20 protein-coding genes and 5 pseudogenes are annotated in these 25585 nt (G+C 68.3%); 7 read left to right on the top strand and 18 right to left on the bottom strand.

The window, feature by feature from the left end; genetic code table 11:
* Positions 1–4: 4 nt before the first annotated feature.
* Entirely contained in the window at positions 5–709 is a 705-nt protein-coding gene (locus tag OHB00_RS49540; protein ID WP_406445425.1) for a hypothetical protein, read from the bottom strand.
* Here OHB00_RS49540 and OHB00_RS49535 point away from each other — a divergent pair.
* Positions 699–1394, top strand: a complete 696-nt coding sequence (locus OHB00_RS49535; RefSeq protein WP_406445423.1) for a hypothetical protein — start codon at positions 699–701, stop codon at positions 1392–1394. The genes OHB00_RS49540 and OHB00_RS49535 overlap by 11 nt on opposite strands.
* Positions 1395–1488: 94 nt before the next feature.
* Here the strand turns inward: OHB00_RS49535 and OHB00_RS49530 are convergent, their stop codons facing one another.
* Positions 1489–2244 carry a hypothetical protein gene (locus OHB00_RS49530; RefSeq protein ID WP_406445421.1) on the bottom strand — a complete coding sequence of 252 codons (756 nt, stop codon included), beginning with the start codon at positions 2242–2244 and terminating at the stop codon, positions 1489–1491.
* 1044 nt (positions 2245–3288) lie between these two features.
* Here OHB00_RS49530 and OHB00_RS49525 point away from each other — a divergent pair.
* A complete protein-coding gene (locus OHB00_RS49525; protein WP_406445419.1) occupies positions 3289–3894 on the top strand; it encodes a hypothetical protein in 606 nt (201 codons plus the stop codon).
* A gap of 672 nt (positions 3895–4566) precedes the next feature.
* Here the strand turns inward: OHB00_RS49525 and OHB00_RS49520 are convergent.
* The 3 genes from OHB00_RS49520 to OHB00_RS49510 form a co-directional block, all read right to left on the bottom strand.
* Positions 4567–4800, bottom strand: a complete 234-nt coding sequence (locus tag OHB00_RS49520) for a hypothetical protein (protein ID WP_406445417.1) — start codon at positions 4798–4800, stop codon at positions 4567–4569.
* Between the two features lie 652 nt (positions 4801–5452).
* Positions 5453–5797: a hypothetical protein gene (locus OHB00_RS49515; RefSeq protein ID WP_406445415.1), complete on the bottom strand. Its 345-nt coding sequence runs from the start codon at positions 5795–5797 to the stop codon at positions 5453–5455.
* A gap of 1053 nt (positions 5798–6850) precedes the next feature.
* Entirely contained in the window at positions 6851–10606 is a 3756-nt protein-coding gene (locus tag OHB00_RS49510) for a hypothetical protein (RefSeq protein ID WP_406445414.1), read from the bottom strand.
* Positions 10607–10750: 144 nt separating this feature from the next.
* Between OHB00_RS49510 and OHB00_RS49505 the strand changes: the two are divergent.
* The 4 genes and pseudogenes from OHB00_RS49505 to OHB00_RS49490 all read left to right on the top strand — a co-directional run.
* Positions 10751–11073 (top strand): annotated as a pseudogene (locus tag OHB00_RS49505) (transposase); the annotation flags it as partial.
* Between the two features lie 343 nt (positions 11074–11416).
* Positions 11417–11980 carry a hypothetical protein gene (locus tag OHB00_RS49500; protein WP_406445412.1) on the top strand — a complete coding sequence of 188 codons (564 nt, stop codon included), beginning with the start codon at positions 11417–11419 and terminating at the stop codon, positions 11978–11980.
* 244 nt (positions 11981–12224) lie between these two features.
* A complete protein-coding gene (locus OHB00_RS49495) occupies positions 12225–12605 on the top strand; it encodes a peptidoglycan-binding protein (RefSeq protein WP_406445410.1) in 381 nt (126 codons plus the stop codon).
* A gap of 280 nt (positions 12606–12885) precedes the next feature.
* Positions 12886–13794, top strand: a complete 909-nt coding sequence (locus OHB00_RS49490) for a peptidoglycan-binding protein (RefSeq protein ID WP_406445408.1) — start codon at positions 12886–12888, stop codon at positions 13792–13794.
* 464 nt (positions 13795–14258) lie between these two features.
* Here OHB00_RS49490 and OHB00_RS49485 read toward each other — a convergent pair whose 3' ends face one another.
* From OHB00_RS49485 to OHB00_RS49435, 11 genes and pseudogenes are all read right to left on the bottom strand, one after another.
* The gene (locus OHB00_RS49485; RefSeq protein WP_406445406.1) at positions 14259–14468 is read right to left on the bottom strand and encodes a hypothetical protein; all 210 of its coding nucleotides are present in this window, start codon (positions 14466–14468) and stop codon (positions 14259–14261) included.
* Entirely contained in the window at positions 14465–15301 is an 837-nt protein-coding gene (locus tag OHB00_RS49480) for an antibiotic biosynthesis monooxygenase (RefSeq protein ID WP_406445404.1), read from the bottom strand. Before OHB00_RS49480 ends, OHB00_RS49485 begins: the two co-directional genes overlap by 4 nt.
* Positions 15302–15314: 13 nt before the next feature.
* The gene (locus OHB00_RS49475) at positions 15315–15719 is read right to left on the bottom strand and encodes an SDR family oxidoreductase (protein ID WP_406445402.1); all 405 of its coding nucleotides are present in this window, start codon (positions 15717–15719) and stop codon (positions 15315–15317) included.
* A gap of 64 nt (positions 15720–15783) precedes the next feature.
* Positions 15784–16047, bottom strand: a pseudogene (locus tag OHB00_RS49470) (SDR family NAD(P)-dependent oxidoreductase); the annotation flags it as partial.
* A gap of 86 nt (positions 16048–16133) precedes the next feature.
* Complete coding sequence (locus tag OHB00_RS49465) at positions 16134–17114, bottom strand: aldo/keto reductase (RefSeq protein WP_406445400.1); 981 nt, start codon at positions 17112–17114, stop codon at positions 16134–16136.
* Between the two features lie 90 nt (positions 17115–17204).
* Positions 17205–17534: a carboxymuconolactone decarboxylase family protein gene (locus OHB00_RS49460; RefSeq protein WP_101403394.1), complete on the bottom strand. Its 330-nt coding sequence runs from the start codon at positions 17532–17534 to the stop codon at positions 17205–17207.
* Positions 17535–17578: 44 nt separating this feature from the next.
* Entirely contained in the window at positions 17579–18835 is a 1257-nt protein-coding gene (locus tag OHB00_RS49455; RefSeq protein ID WP_406445398.1) for an MFS transporter, read from the bottom strand.
* 126 nt (positions 18836–18961) lie between these two features.
* Positions 18962–19249: pseudogene (locus OHB00_RS49450) on the bottom strand (aldo/keto reductase); the annotation flags it as partial.
* A 213-nt stretch (positions 19250–19462) separates the two neighbouring features.
* Positions 19463–20350 (bottom strand): helix-turn-helix transcriptional regulator, encoded by an 888-nt coding sequence (locus OHB00_RS49445; protein WP_406445396.1) that lies wholly within the window; start codon positions 20348–20350, stop codon positions 19463–19465.
* Positions 20351–20804: 454 nt separating this feature from the next.
* Positions 20805–21942 (bottom strand): annotated as a pseudogene (locus tag OHB00_RS49440) (IS110 family transposase).
* 2 nt (positions 21943–21944) lie between these two features.
* Complete coding sequence (locus OHB00_RS49435) at positions 21945–22571, bottom strand: TetR/AcrR family transcriptional regulator (RefSeq protein WP_406445394.1); 627 nt, start codon at positions 22569–22571, stop codon at positions 21945–21947.
* A gap of 167 nt (positions 22572–22738) precedes the next feature.
* Here OHB00_RS49435 and OHB00_RS49430 point away from each other — a divergent pair, with 167 nt between their 5' ends.
* Positions 22739–23701 carry a zinc-binding dehydrogenase gene (locus OHB00_RS49430; RefSeq protein ID WP_406445392.1) on the top strand — a complete coding sequence of 321 codons (963 nt, stop codon included), beginning with the start codon at positions 22739–22741 and terminating at the stop codon, positions 23699–23701.
* 225 nt (positions 23702–23926) lie between these two features.
* Here the strand turns inward: OHB00_RS49430 and OHB00_RS49425 are convergent.
* Together OHB00_RS49425 and OHB00_RS49420 are read right to left on the bottom strand one after the other, a co-directional pair.
* A pseudogene (locus tag OHB00_RS49425) lies at positions 23927–24240 on the bottom strand (hypothetical protein); the annotation flags it as partial.
* A gap of 325 nt (positions 24241–24565) precedes the next feature.
* Positions 24566–25537: a Rieske 2Fe-2S domain-containing protein gene (locus OHB00_RS49420; protein WP_406445390.1), complete on the bottom strand. Its 972-nt coding sequence runs from the start codon at positions 25535–25537 to the stop codon at positions 24566–24568.
* Positions 25538–25585 lie beyond the last annotated feature (48 nt).

Genomic DNA, 25585 nt, shown 5'->3' with positions numbered 1-25585 from the left:
GCCTCTATTCACTCACGCCGTGGCCTCCGTTCTTCGAGAGTGTCACCGCAAGCATCCGGCTCTGGTCTCCGCTCTTCGAGCGGCGGCTGAGTTCGGCGGCGTACTGCGCGCGGGGGCCGCCCGCGGCGGCGGCCCAGCCAGTGGCCGCTCCGATGGAGACGCCAAGGACCTCGCTGAGGACGGCAGGGGGCATCTGCGCTGCGAGGTCGATCAGCGCGCTGTTGCGTCCGAGCCGGGAAGGCAGACCGTAGGACGCGAGGCGCGTGCGCAGTTGGCGGGGGTTGCGGGGGCGGCCCGGGTGGGTGCCGGGCAGGAGCCAGGAGTGGTCAGTGCTCCGGCCGAGCGCGAGGGCGCCGTCGCGGTCTTCGGCGAGGTGGATCAGGAGTTGATCCAGCGGTGGGGGTACGGCGACAGGGTGAGGGCCGAGGGCGAGACGGACGCCTTCGTCGGTGGTGAGGACCTGGCCAGTGGTGAGAGCAGCGATCTTGGTGAGGGGCTGGCCATAAAGGAGGACAAGGAGGCCAGCGACGCGGTCGACAGCGGTGATGGAGTCGTCGTGCAGGAAGCTATGGACCAGGCGCCATCGGTCGGTGTCATCGGGCAGCGTCCGGTACGGCCTGCCGCTGGGCATCGGCGGGAAGGTGACCGGGCGTCGGATGTGGTTGTGGTGGGCTGCCCACCGGACGAAGCCGCGGGCCTTGAATCGCATCACGGTGCCCTCGGCGAGCCATGTGTCGATGTCGTGCTGGCTGCAGGCGGTGAGCGGGGCTCCGTGCTCGTGCAGCGAACAGCTGGTGGACCGGCACGGGGTGGAGAGTGCGCCAATCCGGGGGCTGCTGATCGACTACCTGGAGGAGCGTCGGCACCGGCTGGACTACAGCACGCTGGACAACCTGGCCCGCAACCTGACCCGGAACTTCTGGTCTGATCTGGAACGGCATCACCCCGGCATCGCTTCCCTGGATCTGCCCCCGGAGGTGGTCACCGCCTGGAAGGAGCGCCTGCGCACGCGGGTCCAGCGACGCAGACGCCTGGACGGCACCGCGGAGGAGACGGTGGTCGAGCGTGCCGACCGGGCCCTGCTGATGATGGCGGTGCGCGCGTTCTATCTCGACATCGCACGCTGGGCGGTGGAGGAACTGGCCCGCTGGGGGGGAGGCCGCAAAGCTTCCAGTTGCCGCCCTTTTGATAGCGGCCTGCACACCCCTCCTTACCCTGGCTGGAATTCCTCCCGAGATCACACTTTCTGTAAGTGGTGCGCTCGGATTCGTGATCCTTTCAGTGGTTTACGGCCGTCGTGCATACGAATTTTCGGGACTGCTCGCGACATTTCGCGGAAATTAGGTATGCGAAAGAGCAGTCCGGGCGCCGGTTCGCCTGGATCCAGCCGGTGAGCCTTGGGACGACCCAGTAGGGCGGGTCTCACCGCCGCCGCCATACAAACCGGGCTGCGTGCAGGCGGCTCGCACCCCGCCACGCTGCAGTGGGCTACTTCTCTTCCGCACCTTCCTTGCCAGATGCGTCCTTGGGTTCGCCCTGCTTCAGCGAGTCCCCTACTTGACGAGGCACTGGATCGGTTTCCCTCGTGGTGATGTGCATTGCGGTACCGAGGACAGACTCAATGATCCGGTTACGAAGCCCCTGATCCAGGCTCGTTTTCGCCATGCGTTCTGCCGTCAGATAATACCCGGTAACAACAGGTTGATCGAAGTACCGACTCAGCTGATCAATAGACTTCTCATACATGCGCATGTAGGTGCGATTAATGTATGCGGATACGGCGGTGGAGATTGCGGCGATGGCGCCGCTAAACCCTTTGGTGTACAGTCCGTCATTTTTGAGGCCGACCCATAGACACACGCCAACCACTAGCAAACCTGCCGTAGCGGCCAACTGGCCTGACCGGAAGGACTGGGCAGCCTGTCTGGTCACGATGTCGTGGTATCGAAGCACCTCTTGGCGATTCAACTCAGACAGGATCCCCAACTGTCTGTCCTCGCCTCGAAGATCATTGAGTAGCTGATCCTCTCTGTGAGGATCGAAGTGATTCCACGCAACACCAAGAAAAAGCCCCGAGACGGTCACTGTCAGTCCGAAGACTACTACAGCAACTGGAATGGAGAACCAGTACGACGCATCCGCAAGCCAGCCGAAGAAGACAACCAAACCTCCGGCTGAAAAGGACGTGAGAATCACTGCGACATTCTGTTGTTTTTCAGTTATGTAGGCCGGACTCCTGGCCATGTTCACCCTCCCCCGAGCGTGTGCGTGAGCAGGAAGCTAGCACTCCGACCTGCCGAGCGAAGCGGCTTTGCCGGGTTAGGGTGACCTGCAGCAGCACCTGGACGAGCCCTCTTCCGGCGCGGGTTCACCCGTGCCTGACATGCCGCAGGCCTCTCGGGCACCACCCTCCGGGGCCTGCTGTCGGCGAAGATCCCCCCAGGATCAAACCGTTGTGAGAGCACTCTATCGACCCAGGCGCAGCACGCCAGGAAGTCATTCGCTCTGGTGCCCGGATGTCGCACCAGCGTGGTGAACACATCCAGTTCGCCTCCCCCGCCGCCCGGTTGCTCGCCGTCCAGTGCACGTTGCGCGCCGACGCCCGTGGTCACGCTCGCCTGCCTGCGGGTCTGCCGCGCGGTGTGCCTGCGCGGACGCAGGGAAGTCTGGGAGGAACTCGCCAACGGAGCCTGGCTGCCATGCCCCGACCTCAGGCCCACACAGGTGGAGGTACAGCTGCTCGACGCCACCGTCCTGGACCAAGTTCCCGGCCGCAGATCACGCTGCCGCGCCGCCCACTGGGCACTGCTCCCCACACCATTGCGCCTGCCCATGTCCTCGCCACCTGCGCTGCGTCTGATCACTCTGATCCTGTCCGCGCACAGCACCGACCGCACCGTGTGCAGCATCGGCATGGATGCGCTCACCCGCCTGGGCGGGTACTCCTGGGAACAGGCAGCCGAGTTGCCCGACCGTCTGGTCGCCCTGCGGGCGCTGACGGCCTGGTGTCCCAACCGGGAGACAGACGAGGTGTCGCGGGAATCGCGCCCGCCTCACACGGAGCGGGGACCCACCACATGGCTTCCGCAGCTGCCCCGTCATAAGCTCTCTCGCGCCGCGACGATGTCCATCCGAGAGCACATGGCGCTGCCCACCGCACAGCGGAAACAGGGCTTCCCACCCGTAATATCGCTGAGTCGGAGCATACTGCGGCCAGAGCGTCCTTTCTGACGCGCCGCAACTGACCCAGCGAGGCTTCGCCAAGGCCAGGAACCCGAGGAGCGAGCGATGTCCGAAAGCACCACCCACACCACCGAGTTGACTTCGCACTACGTCAGCCAGATAACCAGCGACCTCGAACGCAACGCCAAGGAGCAGGAACGCATCACAACGGAACTCGCAGCGCTGCAAGAGCAGTTGGATACGCTGCAGCGAGACCACACCGTCCTGCTCAACATGCGGCAGGCACTTGGTGCCCCGGCCTCCCCGCCCGAGCCGACCAGCGCCGGCAGCGCCACAGTGCCTTCCCCCAGGAAGAAGCCGGCGTCTGTGTCCGGCACACGCCCGTCGGCCAAGGAGGCACCGTCGCAACGCTCCCAGGGCAAGACGGAGGTCGCGAAGACGGCGCAGCCCACTCTGGTCGACCTCATCCACCAGCATGTGGCCGAGCAGAGCGAGCCCCGTTCCGCGGCGGAAATCGCCGAGGTACTCAGGCAGGCCCACACCGAGCGCACCATCGACACCAAGGTCGTGCGCACCACCCTCGAAAACCTGGTGGCCAAGAGCCGCATCCAGCGGACCAAGCAAGGCTCCTCGGTGTTCTACACCGCCGCCGGTACACCGGAACCGACGGCAGCATCCAAGGACGAGGCACAGCCCGAAACTACCGCATGAGCCTGATCCACGGCCGATCCCGGCGATGACGCCACCGCCTTGGTTCAGCGTCCCTGGCCACGGCGCTGGGCGGGACGCGCGGTGCGGCGCGGCCGGCGGGGCCGGTGCATTTGGCCGTCGGCCGGCTGGGCGGTGGGTGAGGAGAACCCGCCAGGGACAGCAGGCCGTTCAGACACCGGCACCTGCGCCGCCGGCACCTGCCCGTCTTGCCGCTGATTCGCGCGTGAGGGCCGGGTGACGCGTGCCAGGACCCGGGCGTTGGGGATCAACGGGGCACACGCCTCACAGACCTCTTCCAGCGTCCAGACGCGACCTACAAGCAGATCGTGCTGGAGGACGAGGGCCACGCCGCCCGCGCAGTGGACAGCCGTGTCGGGGTGGGCGGCGCACTGCGAAGAGCCGCAGTGGCACCAGGCGTTGACATGAACGGAAGCCACCCGCGCATGGGCGGCGGCGTGCTGCGCGGCGAACACCCGCAGCCCCGCCACATCCCTGGAGCGGGGCGGCATCCGGCATGCCGCGGTGCTGCAGGTGACCGTGGCGGTCCGGTCGGCGTGCCCGGTCAAGCGGATCGTCCACACCCGGCCGGGGACACGCTCGCTAGAAGGCTCACTGGCAGCAGTCGTCACAAGTGCCCGTTCCTGAAGGGATCAACGGCGGTGAAGCAGTCCACTATGAGCTACCCGGCAGCTGCACGCCGACGCAGCCGCCGATAATGCCGGCTCCATCCGCGTGCTGCAGAAGTGCGGGTTGGGAGTGCAGCCATGCCAGCAGGTGCCGGTAGCCTGCAGGCGTGGTGGGGAACGCCTCGGTGGCCAGGTGCCGACCGATGGTGTCGATGACGGCGGCCTGGTGGACGTCGGTGTGGGTGTCGATCCCGCCGATCACCTCGATGGGCTGTGGCATGGCGGCCGGGTTGTTCCTTCCGTGCGTGGAGTGTGGGCACGCACGCACCGGCCCGGCGGACGGACACGGCTGTGATGGGACCGCTTCGGTCAAGCTCCTATGAGGTCACGGTCGCTGAACCGGTGCGCGCAACGGCACCGCTCGGAAGGCCGACCATTCAGAGTGAGGACAACCAGAGCGTCAATCGGGGATCGGGTCAGACCCTCGAGCGCTGCCTCCCGCATCCTCACAGTCGGGGATCTTGGACGAGCCTGAGCACGATGGGTGTCATCCGCGTCCGACCTCCTGTGCAGGTGCTCTGAGCGTGAGGCCTTCCGGGCCCTGGCGCGGCGGCGCGGCCGCACGGCCGAGGAACTGGTACGCCGTGGCAGCTTCGCCGACCACTCTCTCTGACCAGAGCCTCCTGTTTCCGGATCCGGCCACCGCCCCGGCACCGTGGACGCCGACTGCTGCCCCTTGTCACCGGAGCTCGCCCGAGCGGACAGCGTCGATCGAGTAGCAGCCACAGCGGCTGGCACCCTCTCGCGAGCACTGCCGGCAACGGGTCAGCCGAGGGCTTGTCACGAACCGAGCGGGATCAGCACTCGCTCGGCAACAGGGCAGTTCCTTACGGCGGCATCGCAGTCATCGTCCTGTGAAGTGCTGCCGGAGATCAGTCGCTGGGCCGGAACCGGAGCGCCGACCAGGTGTCGTCGATGGCGATCTGTCGCACAGGCCGCACGCCGTGCTCGCTGAGCACGGCGGCCAGAGTGTCGCGGTTGAGATCCGTGCCGAGCTTCCCGCCCTTGGGGTAGGCCACCCAGGCGAGGGCATCGCGCCGTGCGGCGGCGAGCGCTGCCTGCGTGTCCGCCCCGAGGAGGTCACCGGAGGTGGTCACAAAGGCGAGCACCGCATCAGCCGAAGCCGGCTCGCCCGTGGCCTCGATCTCCACAGGGACGTCGTCAGGCTTGCCGAGCACGACGACGCTCTGCCCGGGCTTGATCTGCAGCTTGCTCATGAGGGACACCCGCTGATCCTGCCACCTGGGTTGGGCCTCGCGTCGGCAGGGGTGAGGCGGTCTCTTTCAGAGCAGATCCGGATGTGGCCCTGGCCCGTGGGAAGGTCAGCTGCCCGTTCCTCGCCGGCCATCCGCTGCTGGTCCCGGTACAGGGTGTCCAGCCGGACTTCGGGAGTGACGGCCCCGCCCAGGGTGATCGATGTCGTGGCGGTGAGTGGGGCCATAGAGTACCGGACGGGAGAACGGCTGGACCGGGTCGGCAGGTGCAGGCAGGCGACACCGGCAGGGAGGTGGGCGCGCATGCACTCCGTGCCAAACACGGCCGCTACACACCCGTGCTCAAGCTGCGCCTGCACACCCTTGCGGCCTCCTTGTCCCAGACGGTTGCCTGGCACCGCTTCGACCTCGGCCGCCACACCCACGCCAGTCGGCACTGGTTCGCCGGGCTGCACCACACCCCCGCCGCCGGCGACCGCGACAGGGGCGCCGGCCTCCTGAGCCACTCGCCTACCAGGCCGCCTGGCGCAGCGACCACACGACCACGGCCCGCATTCTGGAACACGCCCTCACCCGTGCCCAAGACCCCGCCGCCCGCTGCCTCCTCCAGCTGCGCCTCGCCTGCACCCTCGCCGCGCGCCACGACCGCAGCGAGGGCCGCGCAGTACTGCGCGCACTCGGGGCGGCCGAACAGCACCTGGCCGATACCGGCACCGACCGGCCCTCCTGGTGCGTCTGGATGTCCGAAGCCGTTATGCGATCTGTCAACCTGTCTCAACGCCGAGGTGTCTCACAGCGGATCTACGTCCTGGCATCGTGAGTCAGCACAGGACGACGGGCTGGCCCGCCACCTGGTTTGTGTGAGTATCCGTATCGTGCTCTTCGGCGAGGTCCTGGTCGGTACGGTGGCCTGGCTGGTCGCGGGCCGGGCACGGCAGCCGCGGGAGCAGTGGTCGCGCCGGACGACAACCCGGAGTTCCTGCAGCCGGATGATCCGCGCACCGACTGAGATCAGGTGCGCCTTCCCGCTCGCGGTCCCGGGCGCGGCATGCGTCGTCACGGGCATGGCGGTAGATAGCGCAGTGTGCCCACGTACTGCCGCCACTGCTTGCGTGTCACAGGGGGCGTGGCGGCGGTGCAGATCCGCTGGATGGCTCGGTCGGCATCGGTCTCCCAGAAGAGGGTCGCGCCCTGACCGCCGGTGAGCAGGGTGTGGCCGTCGGGACCGAACGCCAGCGCCTGAAGGCCGGTGACAGCGACGCGGACGGGGTCGGTCAGAGGCCTGAGGTGGTCGCCAGTGATGTCCCACAGCCGCCAGGTGTCGTCATCGGCGGCTGTGGCCAGTACGTGGCCGTCAGGGCTGAACGCCGCGGTCACGGCGGTGGTCCCGAGGGCGGCACCGACGTCCCGGGGGTGCGCGGGGTCGCGTACGTCCCACAGTCTGACGTGACTGCCGTCCTGGCCATTGGCCATGGCGAGGAGGCGGCCGTCAGGGCTGAAAACCGGTGTGCTCCCCTCGAAGGAGTGGCTGATCCGCCGCGGGTGCGCGGGGTCGCCCACGTCCCACAGGCTCGCCCCGGAGGCGTCACTGGCGACCGCCAGATGCCCGTAGGGGCTGAACGCAACTTGGTCGATGTCGCCGTCCGAAGGGTCGGAGGGTAAACCGGGGAGGCGCCGCGGGTGCGCCAGGTCATGCAGATCCCACAGTTGCACCCGGTCCGCGCTTTCGTCCGTGAGGTGGCCGGTGATGACAGCAGCCAGGGTGTGACCGTCAGCGCTGATGGTGAGCTCGCCGATGCCGGTGGGGGCGGGCAGCGGTGCGGTCAGGGGGGTGGGGTTCAGGGGGTCGGTGATGTCCCAGAGACGTAGCGTGCCGTCGTCGGTTGCCGTTGCGAGTACCGGGCCGGCCGGGCTGAAGGCCAGCGCCTCGGTGTGGTCCTCCGGGTCCATGGCGGCGTTGACGACCCGTCGGGGATCGGCGGGTTCGCGCATGTCCCACAGCCGGAGGACCATGTCATCACCTCGCGTGACCAGCAGGTGGCCGTCGGGGCTGAAGACCATTTCGGAACTGCCGGAGTAGGCCAGCTCGGTGAACGGCAGAGTCCAGATCTGAAGCTTGTCGCCGTTGCCTATGGCCAGATGCCGCCTGTCGGGGGTGAATGCCATCGAGAACGCCGTTTGCTTCGAGTGGCCGAGGGGCCGGCCCAGCAGGACAGGGTCCGCGGGGTCGGTGATGTTCCACAGGCGGACGGCGTCCTCCTGGGCGAGAGCGAGGATGTTGCTGTCGCGGCTGAACATCGCGTCCGTGCTGGTGGCATCGTCTGACAGGGGGGTGTCGATCCGGTGGGTGTTCGACGGGTTGCGCAGGTTCCAGAGGGCGACTGTGCCGGTGTCGCTCACGGTGGCCAGCGTGCTTGCGTCAGGACTGAAGGCGATCGACATGGCGTCGCTGCTGAACCGATGGCCGATGCGCCGGGGGTGGTCTGGATGTCGGGTGTCCCACAGCCGCAGGGTGTAGTCGTCGTCCGCGGCGGCCAGGAGGTGCCCGCGGGGGCTGAACGCCACGACGGTCCCCGGCAGGGGACTGCCCATCGTCCTCGGGTGTGCGGGGGCACGGATGTCCCACAACCGGACCTTGTTGTCCTCGGTTGCGGTGGCCAGGGTCTGCCCGTCGGGGCTGAACGTCAGAGCCACGGTCCCGACACCGTGGGCGGTGTTGAACGGGGAGCCCAGCTGCCGGGGTCGGGCGGGATCAGTGACGTCCCACAGCCAGGCGGCGTTCGTATCACCCTGCGCGGCGGTGGCCAGGAGGTGCCCGCGGGGGCTGAACGCCATGGTCGTACCCGGCAGGGCGGGGCCCACGCGCCGTGGGTGGGCGGCGTCGTGGGCATCCCACAGCCGGATCCTGTCATCGGATCCCACCGAGCCCAGGACCTGGCCGTCAGGGCTGTAGCCCACCTGGTAGACGGCGGCGCCGGCACCATGAACGGTACTGGACAACGGGGTGGTGGCGGCGCTGATCAATCGCGTGTAGGTCTGCGGTGATCGGCGAAGGCGGTAGGCGGTGATGTCGAGCTGTGCGGCCAGCGACACGTCCTGGCTTTCCGGGGGCACGTCCGTACCGCGCAGCTGGTCGGCTTCGGTGGTGATTTGCCGGGATACGGCGGTGTCGCGCTGATTGTGGGCCGTGGTGCGTTGCTGGAACGCGGTGGCTGCAGCGCCTACGGCGATCAGGGCCAGGACGGACAGGGCCGCGATAAGCGACTGCAGCCGCCGCGTGGTACGGGCGGCTGCACGCTGGTCCCGCAGGCGTGCGTCGACGCTGGCGGCCAGGAACCCCTGCTCCAGCTCGGTGAAGTAGCGGCTGCGGTCGGCGGCGGGGAAAGCTTCCTCGGCGGCCGCAAGGCGGGTGCCGCGGTACAGGGCACCGGGGTCGCGGCCCACATCGTCCCAGCCGGTGGCGGCGGCCGTGAGCTGGCGGTGCAGGCGCAGGCGGTCGCGTTCGGCGTCGATCCAGCCACGCAGACGGGGCCAGGCGGTGATGAGGGCTTCGTGGGCGAGATCCACGGCGTCGTCGTCGAGGGTGAGCAGCCTTGCGCGGGTGAGACGTTCCAGGACGGTGGTGGCATCGTTCGGGTCGCCCAGTTCGAGTTCGGCGCGCGGGGTGGGGCGTCGGGTGTCGGCGGTGCCGTCGCCGGGCGTGATCAGGCGGAGCATGATGCGCCGGGCGAGGTCGGCCTGAGCGACGGTGAGAGCGGTGTAGAGGTCTTCTGCGGTGCGGGCGATGGCGCCGTGCAGGCCGCCGGCCGCCTCGTAGGTCTCGACGGTGAGGGCGCGGCCCTTGCGGCGGCGCCAGGTCTCCCGCAGGGCGTGGGACATCATCGGCAGCGCGCCAGGTTCGCCGTCGACCTCGTCGAGAATCCGTGTTGTCAGGGCGCGCTCCACGATCGTCCCCCCGTTCTGAGCGGGTTTGACGATGGCCTCACGCAACTCGTCGCGGCTCATCGGTCCAGCCAGCACGGTGCCGTCCTGCAACGCGGCCGTCAGTCCAGGATGTTCTGCGCAGCGGCCGAGGAAGTCAGCGCGTACGGCGATGACGACGCGCAGCCTGCTGGTGGGATCGCCGGCTGTAAGGAGGCGGTCGATGAACTCGTTGCGTTCGCTCTGGTCGGTGCAGAGGGTGTAGAGCTCTTCGAACTGGTCGACGATCAGCCAGGTGTCGCCGTCGGCGTCCTTCGGTATCAGGCGCTGCTCGTGGGTGCGCAGGGGATGTTCGCCCGGGGTGATGAGGCGCAGCGCGGCCGCCTGCGGACCGGTCGGGTCCGGGGTGCGCAGACGGGGGATCAGGCCGGCGCGCAGCAGGGATGATTTGCCGCTGCCGGAGGGGCCGAAGACGGCGGTGAAGCGGCGGGTGCGGGTCAGTTCGAAGAGGCGGTCGGTGAGCCTGTCACGGCCGAAGAACCGGTCGGCGTCGCCGGGTTCGAAGCGGGCCAGGCCCCGGTAGGGGGGCTCATTGTTCTCGTCGGCGGTGCGTGGCTCGGCCGCCACTTCCGCAACCGTCTGGCGCCACCGCGCCTCCCACTCCTCCAGGTCGCCCCCGCAGGCCTGGACGTAGGCCAGCACCACCGGCAGCGTCGGCAGCCGCTCCCCCGCGGCCGCCTGGGACAGTGTGCTCGCCCCCTGATTCGTGCGCTCAGCCATCACGCGGTACGTCGGACTCCCGGCCTCCGCCCGCAGCTTGCGCAACTCGACAGCAAACCGTGCCACCGGCCCCGCACTCGGATCCAGCGGGCTTTCCGGCCGCCCTGCCATCGACGACTCCCCTCGCCGCCCCCGCTTCCCCCGTGGACGCGGCGTCGTGGCTCGGTCAAGGTACGCGTGCCCGTGACAAGAGAACAAACAAGCAGCGCTGTCTTTGGCCAGCGCCGCCACTCCTCGCCGTGACCGTGGCCTGCAGGCACCGACACGTTCATGGCCACCGGCCGCCCGGCCCACGACGAACAGGTCCCGCCCGCATCACGCGGACGCATCCCGACGGGGGCCACGCTGAAGGAGCGCTTGGCCCGCGAGCCGCGGACCAAGCCCGGCCGAGCCGCCTACAGCCGCCGGAAAGCCATCGTCGAACCCGCGTTCGGCCAGATCGCCACCTGCCACACGACCGCCAACTCCTCCTGCGCGGCGAGGACGGGGCCCGCGGAGAGTGGAGGCTGCTGGGTGCCTGCCGCAACCTCCGCAGGGTCTTCCGACACATCGGAACCGCCGGACTCGCCGCCGCGATCGGCTCACCGGCCCGGCCACCGGCCGCCCCCGCCGAGCCACGAAACTCAGCAGCACACGACGCTACCGAGCACTCCAGGCCGCAACCGGGCGATCACCATCGATCCCCTGTGGACACGGCGCGATGACCCACCACGCCAGGCACGCAACGCACGTGACGGAAGGCAAACCACAGGCACCTTCTTTGGTCAGCGGCACGCGCCATGCCCGCGACCTGCACTTCGGCCATTGATCAGGGTGGCGTCGTCGGCTGCCCATTCAATCTCCCGACGGGAAAAGTCGCAGTCACACGGCAACGGGCCGGCCACCTGCGGCCTGCCCGGCCGGGGAGAAAGGAAGCGGAGTATGAACGTGCACAAGCGGCTCGCGCTCGCGGCAGCAACTGCAGCGCTGGGGGCCGGACTGATGGGAACCGCGTCGGCGCAGGCGGCTCAGGTCCACAGCCCAGCGGTTCAGGCGGCGTCCGGATTCCAGAACTGGTCGTGCGGCTACAACAACGGCAAGGGCCTGGAGCCCCGTCCTCTCTCGCATGCCACCACGGACCACAAGCTCACCGTGGGACCGACGCTGGTCGAGCTGCGGAACGCCAAGTCGCACGGCACCTGGTTCGCCTGGGCACGTGTGAACGCCGGTATCGACGCCGCAACCGAACCCGGCACCCAGGTCTGGTTCGACTGGTCCGACGACCACGGCCGCAGCTACCACGCGTGCGGCAGCCCCTATCACAAGGTGATGCTGGACGCCGGCGTGGTCCAGCGCGAGGACGGCCCCAACTTCCAGGCACACACCCAGGCGGTCAACTGGGTCCGGGGCCGCTGGGTGAGGGTCTGCGGCGCCTACTGGCGCTTTCACTCCAACGGCGTTCCGTACGTGGCGAAGAGCGCCTGCTCCAAGTGGTACGCCAGCTAGCACGCAAGCAGGCGAGGCGGCGCAGCGGGCGCGGGGATCCTCGCGCCCGCACCTCCGCCCCAGGTACCTCGGCCATGCCGAGTCCGGCGCCGCGGGCTTCGCGCACGGAATGCGCGCGCCTCACAGCGGAGATCACGGTCCTCCCGCGTCACGCGGATGCTCCATCAGCACCCACATGAGGCCGGACAAGTCACCTGCACCGGCCGGCAAGCACCAGCAACTCATCAGAAAAGAGACTGCTCGCATGCGTGTGTACCGCATCGGGAAGGCGGCGGGAATCACCGCCGCGACCGCGCTTCTGACGATCGGCACCATCAGCCAGGCTGCGGCGTCCCAGACCGCGCGGAACATCGGCGACGGATACCGCAACAACAAGCACGCAGTGTGGTGCGTGCAGCACTTGGTCAACGACGTCGCGAAGCGCTACGGACACGGCCGCCCTGTGGCCGAAGACGGCCTGTGGGGGCCGAAGACCAAGAAGTGGGTCAAGTGGTACCAGGGTTTTGACGGCTTGCACCGGGACGGCATCGTCGGCAAGGAGACCGGCGGCTGGCTCCTGCTTGACGGCGACTCGTACTACGGCGACCGCAACTACTGCTACAAGTACGTCCCCTCCCGGTTCTGACCCTTATGGGCTCACGCTCGTCCAGTACCCCGCCGTAGTGGGGGACGCAATGGGCACAGCGGTCTTCACGACGCGCTGGTAACGGCAACGATCGCCATGCCCTGGCGGCAACACGAACTGCGCCGGCGGGCCATCAGGTGCGGAACCGGTGCCGCCAGGGCTGACCGGCCGACAGTTCCCCAGCGCCGCAGCCCAACCCACCAGGCTGCCTCTGCGGCACCGCACTGCCGCCACGCCAGCGAGTCATCACCGAAACGACGACCTTGATTTGGAGTCTCCCATGACATTTGCTGTACGGCCTCGGCATCGCAAAGGCACCGCAGCTCTGGGCGTCCTGACCGCCGCGGTCGCGGCGACCGGCATGCTGATCTCCACGCCGAGCCCGGCCGTGGCAACAACCGCCTCCGACGTGAGGCTGGCGCAGAACGACCTCAACGGCCTGGCCTACAGCGCCGGGGCGGTCGACGGCATCTCCGGCGCCCGGACCAAGGCGGCCACCGAGTCCTTCCAGAGCGACCGCTGCCTGTCCGTGGACGGGATGATCGGCCCGCAGACCCTCGGCGGCCTGAAGAGCGTGGTGAAGCAAGTCCAGGCCAAGGCCAAGGTCGCGGCGGACGGAGCGTACGGCTCCGGCACCGCGGGCGCGGTGCAGCGGTACCAGCGTGCCCACCACCTCAGCGCGGACGGCATCGCCGGACCGGCCACCATGAAGTCGATGGGCATCACCCGCGTGGTGCCCGGATGCCACACAACCAGCGCGATCCGCACCAAGATCGTGCGGATCGCCAAGAGCCAGATCGGGGTGACGGAGAGCGGGGGCAAGTGTGTCCCGGGCAAGCCGTACAGCATCTGCGCCGACTGGTGCGCGGCCTTCGCCACCTGGGTGTGGCGCGACGCCGGCGTACGCATTCCGTTCATGAAGTCCGTGCCCAGCGTCTACGACTGGGCGGTCGCCCACGGCAAGTGGGTGGGCACCAGCAGGCTGTCCACCGCACGGCCGGGTGACCTGATCATCTTCGGCCACGCCGGCTACCGCTACCACATCGGCGTTGTCGACCATGTCAGCGGCCACTCCGTCCGAGTGATCTCCGGCAACACCGCCGACCCCGGCGGCTCCGGCCGGATCGGTGTCTACGACAAGACCTACACACTGTCCAGCTCGGTCTTCTACGGCCTGGTCCGCCCGTAGTCCCGTGGCCCGTCGTGGGTGGGCGGCCCGACGGCCGCCCGCCACCTTCGGTCCCGCAGCCATCCCGGACATCGTTCCGCTACGAAGGACTCCGTAACCGTCCACCGACTGATCATCGGGCCCGCCGACCTGACCCTCGGCGGGCCCACACCGTCAGTCCTTCGACCGCAACTGGTCCAGAGCATCGTGACCGACACCCTCTGCCTGCCTCCGGTGCGAACCTGATCAAGCAGTCGACGGCTGCCACCGCAGGCGCCTCGTCGAGCACGCCGCCAACCTGCTGGGCAGGCGAGTCGGGAGCCTTGACAGCGACCTCGGCCCCACCCCGAACCCCTGAGCCCGGGGCGCGGGCCCCGGCGTGCCTGAGGAACCCGCGGCGAGCCACTCGGCTCCGCCGAATGAGGGCAACTAGCGCGCTCCCACTGCTCCTCGCGGCCACCCGAACCGGCAGGTGACACGCCCGGTCAGCATGAGGAAGGGCTCGGGGCAGGAAGGACCGCGACGTTGTCCCCGGACCGCTGCAGCCGTTCGAAGGGACGGGTGTTCTGTATCTCCAGTTCGGCGTTGCGTAGGGTCAGGACCTGGATCTGGTTGGCGTAGGTGCCCACTGTGCTCTTGAGTTGGCGGGTTTCGGCGGCGTGTTCGCTGCGAAGCTCGCGCTCCGCCCTCTTCACCCGGGCGACTCCGCCCGCAGCTCCTCCGGTTCCGGACGACGGGTCCGCGGCGCTTGCAGGATCTCCTTCACCGCCTGTGCCACCGGCGAGCGGTAGCAGGAGGCCCGGGAGAGACCGGCCTTGGTGCACAGGTTCACGATCGTGCTCTTGCCGTCGGTGAGTTCGGGCAGCCTGTGCATCAGCCGCTCGAACGCCTCCATCAGCGCGCGGTCGATGGCGGTAAGCACACCGACGCTGGCCGAGAGACGGGCGAAGGTGCGCCGGATACGCAGTCGTGTCTCGTCGTTCACGCCGACCTCGCATCTTCTCTGGTGTCGTCCGTGGTGACGCTCTGGATGAGTTCGTCGAGTTCGGTGGCGTAGTCGGTCAACGCAATCACCTGCAGGCGGGCAGCGCCTCGCGTTGCCCTGCCGCAAGAGCAGTTGGGCGGCCATCAGGCCGAGGCCGTCGGTGGAACCGGTGATGAAGATGCGAGCCATGAGGATGTCCTGAAGGGTTCGGACCCCGACCAGTCGCTGGTCCGGGTCGCTGACCCGATTGCTGGTGGTGACCTTGAGGGGTACGGCGAGCAGCGGGAGGAGTTGCTCGACGACCTTCGTCACGTTCGGGTGCTCGGCGTGTTCCGCGACGGCTTCGGGCGAGGCCCAGCTGTCGACGATGTAGAAGGTGTCGGGCTCGTCCGACTGCTGGTAGAGGTCGTAGTTGAGGCATCCCGCCTCGGCCCGCGCGGGGCCCACGAGCTCCAGCAGGAGCTCCTTGACCCTGGCGCGGTGGGCCGCCTTGCCACGCACCTCGCAGCTGATGTGGCGCTCCGCCGACTTGACCGTGGTCATGTGGATTCCTCCGTCAGTTCTGGCCGGCGTAGACGCGGGTCATGCCGCCGTCCACGACGAGGTCGACGCCCGTGATGTAGCGGCTGGTGTCCGAGGCCAGGAAGACGAGGGCATCGCCGATGTCCTCGGCCGTCCCCACGCGTCCCGCCGGAATCTCCTTCGCGACGCGCTCGACGTAGGCGGCGATGCCGTCGTCGCTCAGCTTCTGTTCGTGGCTGTAGCCCTCGGTGGGCACCACTCCGGGGCTGATCGAGTTGACCCGGATGCCACGGTCCTTGAGGTCCGTCGTCCAGCTGCGGGCGAGGGAGCGTACGGCCGCCTTCGACGACGCGTAGACGCCGAACCCGGGCAGCCCCATGCCGGCGGTGATCGACGCGTTGAGGACGATGGCCGCGCCGTCGCGCAGGACGTCCGGCACGCTCGCTGTCGATCTGCTCCTCGGTCAGCTCGGCGAGGGGCGTGGCGTGTCCGCCACCCGCGTTGGCGAAGAGTATGTCGAGGTGGCCGTGCGCCGCCTTGATCGTTTCGGCGACGCGCAGCATGTCGCTCTTGCTCGTGACGTCGGCTCGGATCCCGGTGGCGGACGGGCCGAGCTTCTCAGCGGCGGCGTCGAGCACGTCCTTGCGCCGGCCTGTGATGTAGACAGTGGCTCCCTCTTCGATCAGACGCTTGGCGGCGCCGAAGCCGAGTCCGGTCGTGCCGCCGGTGACCAGGGCGATCCGCCCCTTGAGTGCCTGCGATTCCATGTGAACCTCTCCTGCTGGGCAGGGCCTTCCTGACGAAGCGCCTCGAACGACGCTTCGTCAGGAACGGGCCGATGGAGGCTGGTGACTTAACGGTTGATGGTCTTCTGCTGCGCTGCGGTGTACCGCTCGCCCTTGATCTGCACCTGGGCAACGGCCTCTTCGATACCCTTGAGGTCCTCGGAGGTCAGTTCCACGGTGTCGGCGCCGATGTTCTCTTCGAGGCGGTGCAGCTTCGTCGTGCCCGGGATCGGTGCGATCCACGGCTTCTGCGCCAGCAGCCACGCGATGGCGGTCTGCGCCCGGGTCGCCTGCTTGGCGTCCGCGATCTCACCCAGCAGCGCGATCAGTGCGAGGTTGGCCTCACGCGCCTCTTCCTCGAAGCGCGGCAGCACGTTACGGATGTCGTTGGCCTCGAACTTCGTGTCCTGACTGATCGCGCCGGTCAGGAAGCCCTTGCCGAGCGGGCTGAACGGCACGAAACCGATGCCCAGCTCTTCCAGGGTCGGCAGGATGATCTCCTCGGGCTCACGCCACCACAGCGAGTACTCGCTCTGCAGGGCCGTGACCGGCTGGACCGCGTGGGCCCGGCGGATGACGTCCTGACCCGCTTCGGACAGGCCGAAGTGCTTGACCTTGCCTTCCTGGATGAGATCCCGGACCGTGCCCGCGACCTCTTCGATCGGCACGTCGGGGTCCACCCGGTGCTGATAGAACAGATCGATGCGGTCGGTCTGCAGACGCTGCAGGGACTGCTCGGCGACCAGCCGGATCCGCTCCGGCCGACTGTCCAGCCCCGCTGCGGGGTTGCCGTCCTTGCACCCGAACTTCGTGGCGATGACGACCTGGTCGCGCACTGGCGCCAGGGCCTCGCCCACCAGCCTTTCGTTCGTTTCCCCGTACGCCTCCGCGGTGTCGAAGAGCGTCACACCGCGCTCGGCGGCCGCCCGGATCAGCTTGATGGCCTCACCCGTGTCCGCGGCCTGTCCGTAGCCGAAGGTCATTCCCATGCAGCCGAGCCCGATCGACGACACTTCGAGCCCGCTGTTTCCCAGTTCACGCTTCTTCATTTCGTTCTCCATTCGAGTGGCCGCGAGCGACGACAACGCACTGGCCGGTGTGGGTCCTGATGGTCGTGAGGTAGACGGGTCGGCGCGGGGTCAGCTCGCGTCGGCGCCCTCGACGATGTTCTTCAGCTGGGTGATCGCGGACATCGCGTTGGGCCAGCCGGCGTAGAACGCGATGTGGGTGATGGCCTCGACCAGCTCGTCCTTCGTCACCCCGTTCTCCAGGGCCTTCGGCAGGTGGAAGGCGAGCTGGTCGGCGCGGTAGAGGGCGACCAGGGTGGCGACGGTGATCAGGCTGCGGTCCCGCTGGGACAGGCCCTCGCTCGCCCACACCTCGCCGAAGAGGACGTCGTCGGTGAGCCGCACCAGTTCGGGCGCGAAGTCGCCGAGCAGCTTCTGTGCGGCGGTCTGTTCTTCAGCCATGGCGTTTCATCCTTTCCATGTGTTCGATCCGTTACAAAACGTAATCAGGCCGCCACGCTGCGGGCCTGAGCCTTGCGCGAGATCTCCTCGTCCGCCGCAGGCGGGGACACCTGAGGCGCGGCGGTCCGGGTGGCGCGCATCCCGGCGAGGACGAGCAGGGGAATCAGGCCCAGTCCGGCCATGACCGCACCCACCACCTCCGGTCCGGTCACGCCCAGGGAGGTGTCCAAGGTCGTGCCCGCCAGCCAGGAGACGAGGGCGATCCCCGCGTTGAAGGCCGACACCGTCAAGGCAGCGGCGAGGGCGGGCGAGGAGTGTCCGAAGCGCACGGCCAGCGGGGTGGCGATCGATGTGATGCCCAGGCCCGTCACACCCAGGAGCACCACCAGGACGACGGTCGCCACGGGGCTGGTGGACAGCGGGATCAGCAGGAGCAGCACCAGCACCGAGGCGACGGAGGTGGTGAGGAACGTGGCCAGCGGCTTGCGGTCGCCGAGGCGCCCGGTGATGTTCGTGCCCAGCAGAGCACCGACGCCGAAGCCGACCAGGACGAGCGGTACGGCTCCTTCGGGGATCCCGGTCCGCTCGGTGAGCAGCGGAGAGATGTAGCTGTACGCGGCCATGAAGCCACCCGTGACGAGGGCGGTGGCGGCAAGGACCAGCCACATACAGCCATGGCGCAGCACGGCGAGCTGGGAGCGGACGGAGGGGGCCACCTCGGCGCGTTCCGCAGCGGGGATGAACCGGCCGATGAACAGGGCAGCCACGCCCGCGAGGGCGGCCAGCGCCCAGAACGTGCCACGCCAGCCGATCGCCTGACCGACCCAGGAGCCCAGCGGCACACCGGCCACGATGGCCAGGCTCATGCCGCTCATCATCACGCCCATGGCGCGGGAGGCGGCGGCCTCTCCCGCGGCGGAGGTGGCCACGACCGAGCCGACGGAGAGGAAGGTACCCGTCGCCAGCGCAATGATCACACGGGCCACGAGCACGATGGGGAAGGAGGAGCTGAGTGCGGCGATCACGTGGCCGACAGCGAACACGGCAAGCGCCAGGACCAGGGTGGAACGCCTGGGCAGGCGCAGCGTGGCGATCGAGATCGTGGGCGCGCCCACGATCATGCCGACCGCGAACGCCGTGATCAGCAGACCGGCCGTGGAGACGCTGACGCCGAGGTCGGCGGACACCTCGGGCAGGAGGGCCGCGATGATGAACTCGCTGGTGACCATCACGAAGGTGCCGAGGGCCAGCAGCGGGACGACGAACGGCAGCCTGGGGGGCTTTTCTCGGTGAGAAGACATGCGGAGGTAGAGCCTTTGCTGAATGTGGGGGTGAATCAGGGGGCCGCGTCGCGGGAGCGGCCAGGTGCCGGCGCCGGTTCAGCCGAAGGAGTCGGCCTTGATGCTGTCCGGGTCGGGACCGCCGCGCAGGCCGGTGTCGAAGGCGCGCAGGGTCGCGTCGTGGCCGAAGTCCGAGAGCCACAGCTTGGTGGTCACGAAGACCTCGCCGCGGTCGACGCCGGAGGCGACGATGCCCTCGCCGACCTCCTTCTCGTTGCCGTAGACGGCGGCGGTGTCGATCAGTCGGTAGCCGTGCTGGAGCGCGGTCGTGACCGCGGTGGCGGACTCCTCCGGTGGGCTCTGGAAGACGCCGAGGCCGAGCGCGGGCATCTGCACGCCGTTGTTCAGCGTGATCATCGTGCTCTTGCCAGTCATGGTGGTTCCTTGCATGAGCGGGGACGGACCGATACGAGGTTCGATACCGGTCGGCCCCAAAGCGGGGCAGTGACCATGCAACCGGGATCGGACACGATGAGGGAGTCTTCGCTGTGAGGGGTAACAGCAGGGCCCTCAGCGGTATACACGCAGGCCAAGGCCCCGCCCTTGCTGCTGGCGGCAGCCGGAGAAGGCGGGGCTGTACAGGTCGGTTCAGTTCTCGGAGTCCGCCTCGGCGGCCTGTACATCCGCGGCCTCGGCCGTGGCGGACCAGCTCGCCAGCAGTTTCAGGGCGTCCTCGGCCGCGGAACCGGGGGCCGCGTTGTACAGCGCCACGACCAACCCCGAGCCGTCCGGCAGGTTCATCGATTCGAAGTCGAGCTCCAGCTCGCCGACGACCGGATGCCGGAACCGTTTCGTCCCGTCGTGGAAGACGTGTACGTCGTGGGCGCCCCACATCACGCGGAAGGCGTCGCTGCGGGTCGACAGCTCACCGATCAGGTTCGACAACTCGCGGTCGTACGGGTTCTTGCCCGCCTCGATCCGCAGCGCACCCACAGCGCCCTTGGCGATGCGTTCCCAGTCGACGTAGAACCGCCGGGCCGCCGGGCTGAGGAACGCGAACCGCAAGGTGTTCGCCCCGCAGACCGGATCGGCGTACATCTCCGAGAACAGTGCGCGACCGAGCGGGTTGGCGACCAGCATGTCGAACCGGTGGTTCTTCACGAACGCCGGCATGCCGGGCATCCCGTCAACGATGCGCTGCACGCTGGGCCGCACAGCCGGCCGGGCAGTCCGGCGCCGCACACGGGCGGGCGTCGTGTTCGCCGCTCGGGCCAGGTCGTACAAGTGCGTGCGCTCCGTGTCGTCGAGCCGCAGAGCCTGGGCCAGCGCCTCCAGGACGCTGTCGGAGACACCGCTGAGATTGCCGCGCTCCAGACGCGTGTAGTACTCGACGCTGACGCCCGCGAGCGTCGCGACCTCGTTCCTGCGGAGCCCGGCCACCCGGCGTTGGCCGTACACGGGCAGACCGGCCTGCTCGGGCGTGATCTTGTCACGGCGAGACTTCAGAAACGCACTGATTTCGGCGCGGTTGTCCATGAGGCCAGGGTAGGTTCGTCGCACATTGACTGAGAGACCCTGTCAGTACCCCTCACAGCAGTAACCCCCAACGCCAGCCCCTTTGGGTAGCGCGGAGTCGCAGGTCAGGGGGTCCGCCGCTGGATACCTGCCCGCCCCGGGGCGGGATGCGGACCACCTCTGTGAGACCACCGCAGTGAAGTACGCGACCCTCGCCCGCCAGCTCCTCTACGATCCAACCGCCCATGACCCGAAACCGACGGGTTCCCAGAATCCCGGCGCACCTCGGCCATGAACCAGAAGGGCCCTGTTCCTGACTCTTGGAGACCGCACGGCAGGTTCGCACTCAGAAGGAGTACGACGCATGCGAGTCGGGTGTGGGCGGCAGCCGAGGGACACGGCGGTGGCCGCTCGCCGTGCGCCTGTGGAGGCCGTGCACCCGCCCTGTCGACGCACTGATTCCTAATGCGGTCTGTCAAGCCGCGAGGGCCCTGGGAGGGGCGAGCTCGTAGCATCGCCCGTCGCGGAGGAGCGCCCAGAGGACGTTGACGCGGCGGCGGTCTGCCAGGGCGAGGACGGCCTGGGTGTGGCACTTGCTCTCGGCGCGTTTGCGGTCGTAGAAGTGGCGCGATTCTTCGCAGTGGCGGATGCTGAACAACGCCGAGGCGTAGAAGACGCGTTGGAGGTGGCGGTTGTATCGGCGCGGGTGCCGCAGGTTGCCGCTGATCTGCCCGGAATCGCGGGGCACCGGGGCGACGCCGCCGAAGCCGGCGAGGCGGTCGGCGGTGCCGAAGACCGTCATGTCGCCGCCGGTGGCGGCCAGGAATTCGGCGCCGAGGATGACGCCGAGGCCGGGCATGCTGGTGATTACGTCGAAGGCGTGGTGGTCGCGAAATCGGGCTTCGATGTCCTTGTCGAGAACGGCGACCTGTTGGTTGAGGGTCATCACCTCCCTCGCCAGCGTGTACACCAGCTGGGCGGCCAGCTTCTCGCCGGGCAGGCTGGTGTGCTGCCGTTCGGCGGCCTGGACGGCGGTTTCGGCGAGCCGGTCAGAGCGGACGACGTGGCGGTTGCGCAGCCAGGTCTCCAGCCGTTTGGCGCCGATGCGGCGGATGGCCGCTGGAGTCTGGTAGCCGGTGGGCAAGGTGAGCGGGCCGGTGTTTGGTGAGATCCAACGCCCGTTCCAGGCCGGGGAAGAGGCCGGTGAGTTGGGCGCGGAGCCGGTTGACCGTGCGGGTGCGGTCGGCGACCAGGTCCATGCGCCGGCTGGTGAGGATCTTCAGGCCGGTCACGGTGTCGTCGGCGGTGCGTAAGGGGTGCAGGTCGCGACGGACGCGGACCTGGTCGGCGATGACGGCGGCGTCCTTGGCATCGGTTTTGCCCTCGCCGCGGTAGCTCTCGGAGGCGCGGTGGATGGCCCTGCCGGAGATGTAGTGCAGTGGCTGGTCGTGGTTGAGGAGGATCGTGATGGCCAGGGCGGCTCCGCCGTCGGCCAGATCGATGCCCCAGGCCACCTTGTCGCCCAACTTCAGTACGTCGGTGAGGAGTTGGAGGCGTTCGGGTTCGTCGTTGGCGACGCGTCGTGACAGCAGGCGACGGCCGCTGTCGTCGATCGCTACGTGAGCTGCAGGCGCGGTACTGGCGGCAGCGGCGTAGGCGCTCCCGTCTCTGGTGCGGCGCGGAACGCTTCGATCATGTAGGCGGCGAAGCGGCGGGAGGCCGTGACCCGGGCGGCACGCGGCGTGTCTTGGAGGCCCCGGTGGGCCATGAGCATGAGGACCAGGTCGTCGACGACGAAGCCGGGGCGCAGCTGGCCGGTCTTCTGGGCACGGCGGGCCAGTTCGCCGACCGCGTGCAGAGTCCGCTCCCGGTCTGCGGCGAAGTCCATGGCCTCGGGGAAGGCCGTCATGAAGGCGTCGGCGAATCCCCTGCTGTGGGCGTGGAGTTCGCAGATCCGCTCGATCAGGCTCCGGAATCCGTGCCACGGGTCCGAGTCCGTAAGGGCGTCGCGGACGGCGGCATGGCAGGCTCGCCGCTGCTCGGCGAAGGTCTCCGCGAACAGTGCCTGCTTGGTCGGGAAATGCCGGTACAGCGTGGCGGGACCGACGCCTGCATGCCGGGCGACCTCGCGCATGGGCGCACTCAGGCCCTCTTCGCCGAACACCGCGCGGGCGGCGTCCAGGATGCGGGCCCGGTTGTCGCGGGCGTCGGAGCGCACGGTCTGAGGCAAATGGTTGGTCATCGCTTCTCACTTTAGCCAAACGGACGGGGGCGTCCGTTACGGTCCGATGGCGGTGCTGCCGCCCCGTCCCGGCACTTCGCCGGTGATGCCCCGGCTCTGGGAGCCGGCTTGACGCCCATGGCGCGCAGCAGCTGCGATCCGTCCCTCCACCAACCCGAGGAGCAGAGATGAAAGCCGTCGTGATCAGGACGTTCGGAGACCCCGATGGCCTGGAGGTCGTCGATGTCCCCGTGCCCGTTCCTGCCCCGGGGCAGGTGCAGATCGCCACGGAGGCGATCGGGGTAGGCGGCGTGGACGCCGTGATCCGCCGGGGAACGCTTGCCGCCTACGGCTTCCGGGAGGGCCATCTCCTCGGCAGCGAGGTCGCGGGAAGGGTCACCGCGGTGGGAGAGGGCGTGGACGCCTCATGGATCGGGCGGCGGGTGTGGGCGTTCACCGGCCTGTCCGGGGGGTACGCCGAGCACGCCGTCGCCTCGGTCGAGGACGTCCTTGCGCTGCCCGACGGCCTGACCGGCGCCGACGCGGTGACCCTCGGCGGCTCCGGCGTGGTCGCCCACTTCGCCCTGGCCCGGGCCAGTTTCACGCCTGGCGAGACGGTGCTCGTGCGCGGTGCGGCGGGCAGCATCGGGATCACGGCGGTCCAACTCGCAGCCAGGGACGGCGCGAACGCGGTGGCGGTCACCACCTCGTCGGCGGAGCGCGGCGCCCGCCTGCGGGACCTGGGCGCGACCCATGTCCTTGACCGCTCCGGCGAGGACGGCCCGGACGCACCGGCGGGCTTCGACGTGGTGATCGATGTCGTGGGGGGTCCCCAGCTTCCCCTTTTCCTGGACAAGTTGAACTCCAACGGGCGGTATGTGGCTGTCGGTGTAATCGGTGGGCAGCCGCCGGCGGACTTCGGCATGCGGCTGATGGACGCCTTCCGCAGGTCGTTGTCATTCGCCACGTTCAGCTCTGACACCGTGCCCGGCCCCGACCGGCAGGCCGTGCGGTCGTCCCAGTTCGCCGATGCTGCGCACGGGGACCTGCGCACGGTCGTGCACGAAGTGTTGCCGCTGGACCAGGCGGTGCTGGCCCACCGCGAGATGGACGCGGGGAAGGTGTTCGGCAGGGTCGTGCTGGCGCCCTGAGTCGGGCAGGGACGGCGTTCACGGCCCCGGGTGACGAAACGGGACCCGCTCAGGTCGTGGCTGATGCGCGGCGCTGACGGTCGCCATCGTCGACGCCGGGCAAGTACGTGGCGCGCCCCGTTACCACTGTCTCGTCCGGCATCAGGGTGCGCCGCCGTGCGGGGGCCGCGTGATGATGCCCAGTATGGCCGTGAGCCACTTTCCGACCTCAGCGTGATGTCCCCGGTGGAGGGCGAGAGTGGCTTTGACCAGGTCGTCGATGCGCGTGGTGCTGCAGCGGAGCGTGCGCAGCAGCCGCCACGTCTTCAAGGTTGCGATGACCTGCTCGCCGAGGGCGCGGATCTTGGCATGGGAGACGTACACGGCCCGTTGGCTGTAGGTGTGGCCGCACCGCAGGTGCCCAGGACAAGCATGACCCGTCGGCTGCGGGTCGGCCGGTGCCAGCGTGTTCCGCGCTCCTGACGCCGAGCGGCGAGCAGGCCGGTCAGGTAGCGCAGGGTCGCGCTGGACACATCGATTCCCGATGGACAGACAAGCACGTGAAGCTTCAGGCGAACAGGTTGATCCTGGTCGACAACCCATCTATCAGGAGCTTCATCTCCTCCCCAACACCGTTCTCACGCCGACTCGCCTGCCGATCGGCCACGTTGGAAACGGCTCACTGGCCCGTCCCGGGTGCGCGGAACCACGCGGATCACCGCATCCGCGTCCGCGGCACCTTCGACGACCAGCGCTGACAGTCCGGAAAACACCAGGCCCACAAGCTCGTCTACATCTCGCATGTAATGCCAACATGGCCGTCACTCTATTTCACAGCCGATTACCGGACTCCTGGCAGACCCGATACCAGGGACGACAAAACACTTACGAGAGATTCGTATAGAATTGATTAGCCCATCGACGGATGAGTGGAATGTGCTGTTCCCCATCGGTAGTGTGCTGATGAAGAAGGAAGGTCCGGTTCCCCCAGATGGGCGCGTCGTTTATGACTTGCCGACCCGAGCTGCGGCCAGTGAGGATGGTGAGCGCCTTGTTCAGGCTACGGGAAATTGCTGTGGGGACTCCTTCCGGCAGTCCGATGTTGGCGTATGCCATTTTCATGAATGTTGCGTCGCGCTCTTGGCGGGGGGTGTAGGCGGCGACCTCGATGGCATGGAAGTTGATTCCGGGGACCTCCAGATGGGCGACGAATACGTTCGGGCCGTGGAAAGTTATGGTGAGGTCGACCTTTGCTTTCTCTGTCTTGAACCAGAAACCGGCCACTTGGAAGTGCGTCGTAACCATGTGACCTTCGATCTTGGGGGGGCCGAAGGTCTCGGGTGGAGGCGTGTGGTGGACGAACTGAAAATGGGTGTAGTCGTGGGCGTTCTCGATGGCGTCGAGGCTGTGCCCTTGGAGGTTCTTTGTCCAGGCGTGGCCGGCGGGGTAGCCGCTTACGTCACATGCGGGGACGGTCCACCCGGGATCCTCGTCGTTGGAGTGGATCCATACATAGATGAGGCCGCCGCTTTCACTGGTCGGATGGGTGGTGAGCCTGGCCTTGGGGGGACGGGTGCCGACTCCGGTCCGCACGCAACTACCGTCGGGAGCGTAAGCGAAGTGGTGGAAGGGGCAGACGATATCGGCGCCGTCGACAAAACCGCCGACGCCGATGTTTGCGCCGAGGTGAGGACAGACTGGGTCGACAGCCCGGGCCTGGCCGTCGGCCGTGCGGTACAGAAGGATTTTTCGCCCAGCGACAACAGTATTCAGCACCTGGCCCCGGCGGAGTTTCTTGCCGAGTTCGACGCCGTACCAGGTGTTGGGATATCCGGTGGCGATGTTGTTTTCCGTCATGCTATCACTACCCCTTCAATAGTGCCGTTGACGTAGAGCCGTCTGACC

The organism is Streptomyces sp. NBC_00631 (genome assembly GCF_045206895.1).
Taxonomy (GTDB): domain Bacteria; phylum Actinomycetota; class Actinomycetes; order Streptomycetales; family Streptomycetaceae; genus Streptomyces.
This window is presented reverse-complemented; position numbering and strand designations above follow the sequence as displayed.

Bases quoted from the DNA above. Each gene is read 5' to 3' on its own strand.
- OHB00_RS49540 (WP_406445425.1), bottom strand. From the start codon at position 709: ATGCGATTCAAGGCCCGCGGCTTCGTCCGGTGGGCAGCCCACCACAAC.
- OHB00_RS49530 (WP_406445421.1), bottom strand. From the start codon at position 2,244: ATGGCCAGGAGTCCGGCCTACATAACTGAAAAACAACAGAATGTCGCA.
- OHB00_RS49525 (WP_406445419.1), top strand. From the start codon at position 3,289: ATGTCCGAAAGCACCACCCACACCACCGAGTTGACTTCGCACTACGTC.
- OHB00_RS49520 (WP_406445417.1), bottom strand. From the start codon at position 4,800: ATGCCACAGCCCATCGAGGTGATCGGCGGGATCGACACCCACACCGAC.
- OHB00_RS49515 (WP_406445415.1), bottom strand. From the start codon at position 5,797: ATGAGCAAGCTGCAGATCAAGCCCGGGCAGAGCGTCGTCGTGCTCGGC.
- OHB00_RS49510 (WP_406445414.1), bottom strand. From the start codon at position 10,606: ATGGCAGGGCGGCCGGAAAGCCCGCTGGATCCGAGTGCGGGGCCGGTG.
- OHB00_RS49500 (WP_406445412.1), top strand. From the start codon at position 11,417: ATGAACGTGCACAAGCGGCTCGCGCTCGCGGCAGCAACTGCAGCGCTG.
- OHB00_RS49495 (WP_406445410.1), top strand. From the start codon at position 12,225: ATGCGTGTGTACCGCATCGGGAAGGCGGCGGGAATCACCGCCGCGACC.
- OHB00_RS49490 (WP_406445408.1), top strand. From the start codon at position 12,886: ATGACATTTGCTGTACGGCCTCGGCATCGCAAAGGCACCGCAGCTCTG.
- OHB00_RS49480 (WP_406445404.1), bottom strand. From the start codon at position 15,301: ATGACCACGGTCAAGTCGGCGGAGCGCCACATCAGCTGCGAGGTGCGT.
- OHB00_RS49465 (WP_406445400.1), bottom strand. From the start codon at position 17,114: ATGAAGAAGCGTGAACTGGGAAACAGCGGGCTCGAAGTGTCGTCGATC.
- OHB00_RS49460 (WP_101403394.1), bottom strand. From the start codon at position 17,534: ATGGCTGAAGAACAGACCGCCGCACAGAAGCTGCTCGGCGACTTCGCG.
- OHB00_RS49455 (WP_406445398.1), bottom strand. From the start codon at position 18,835: ATGTCTTCTCACCGAGAAAAGCCCCCCAGGCTGCCGTTCGTCGTCCCG.
- OHB00_RS49445 (WP_406445396.1), bottom strand. From the start codon at position 20,350: ATGGACAACCGCGCCGAAATCAGTGCGTTTCTGAAGTCTCGCCGTGAC.
- OHB00_RS49435 (WP_406445394.1), bottom strand. From the start codon at position 22,571: ATGACCAACCATTTGCCTCAGACCGTGCGCTCCGACGCCCGCGACAAC.
- OHB00_RS49430 (WP_406445392.1), top strand. From the start codon at position 22,739: ATGAAAGCCGTCGTGATCAGGACGTTCGGAGACCCCGATGGCCTGGAG.
- OHB00_RS49420 (WP_406445390.1), bottom strand. From the start codon at position 25,537: ATGACGGAAAACAACATCGCCACCGGATATCCCAACACCTGGTACGGC.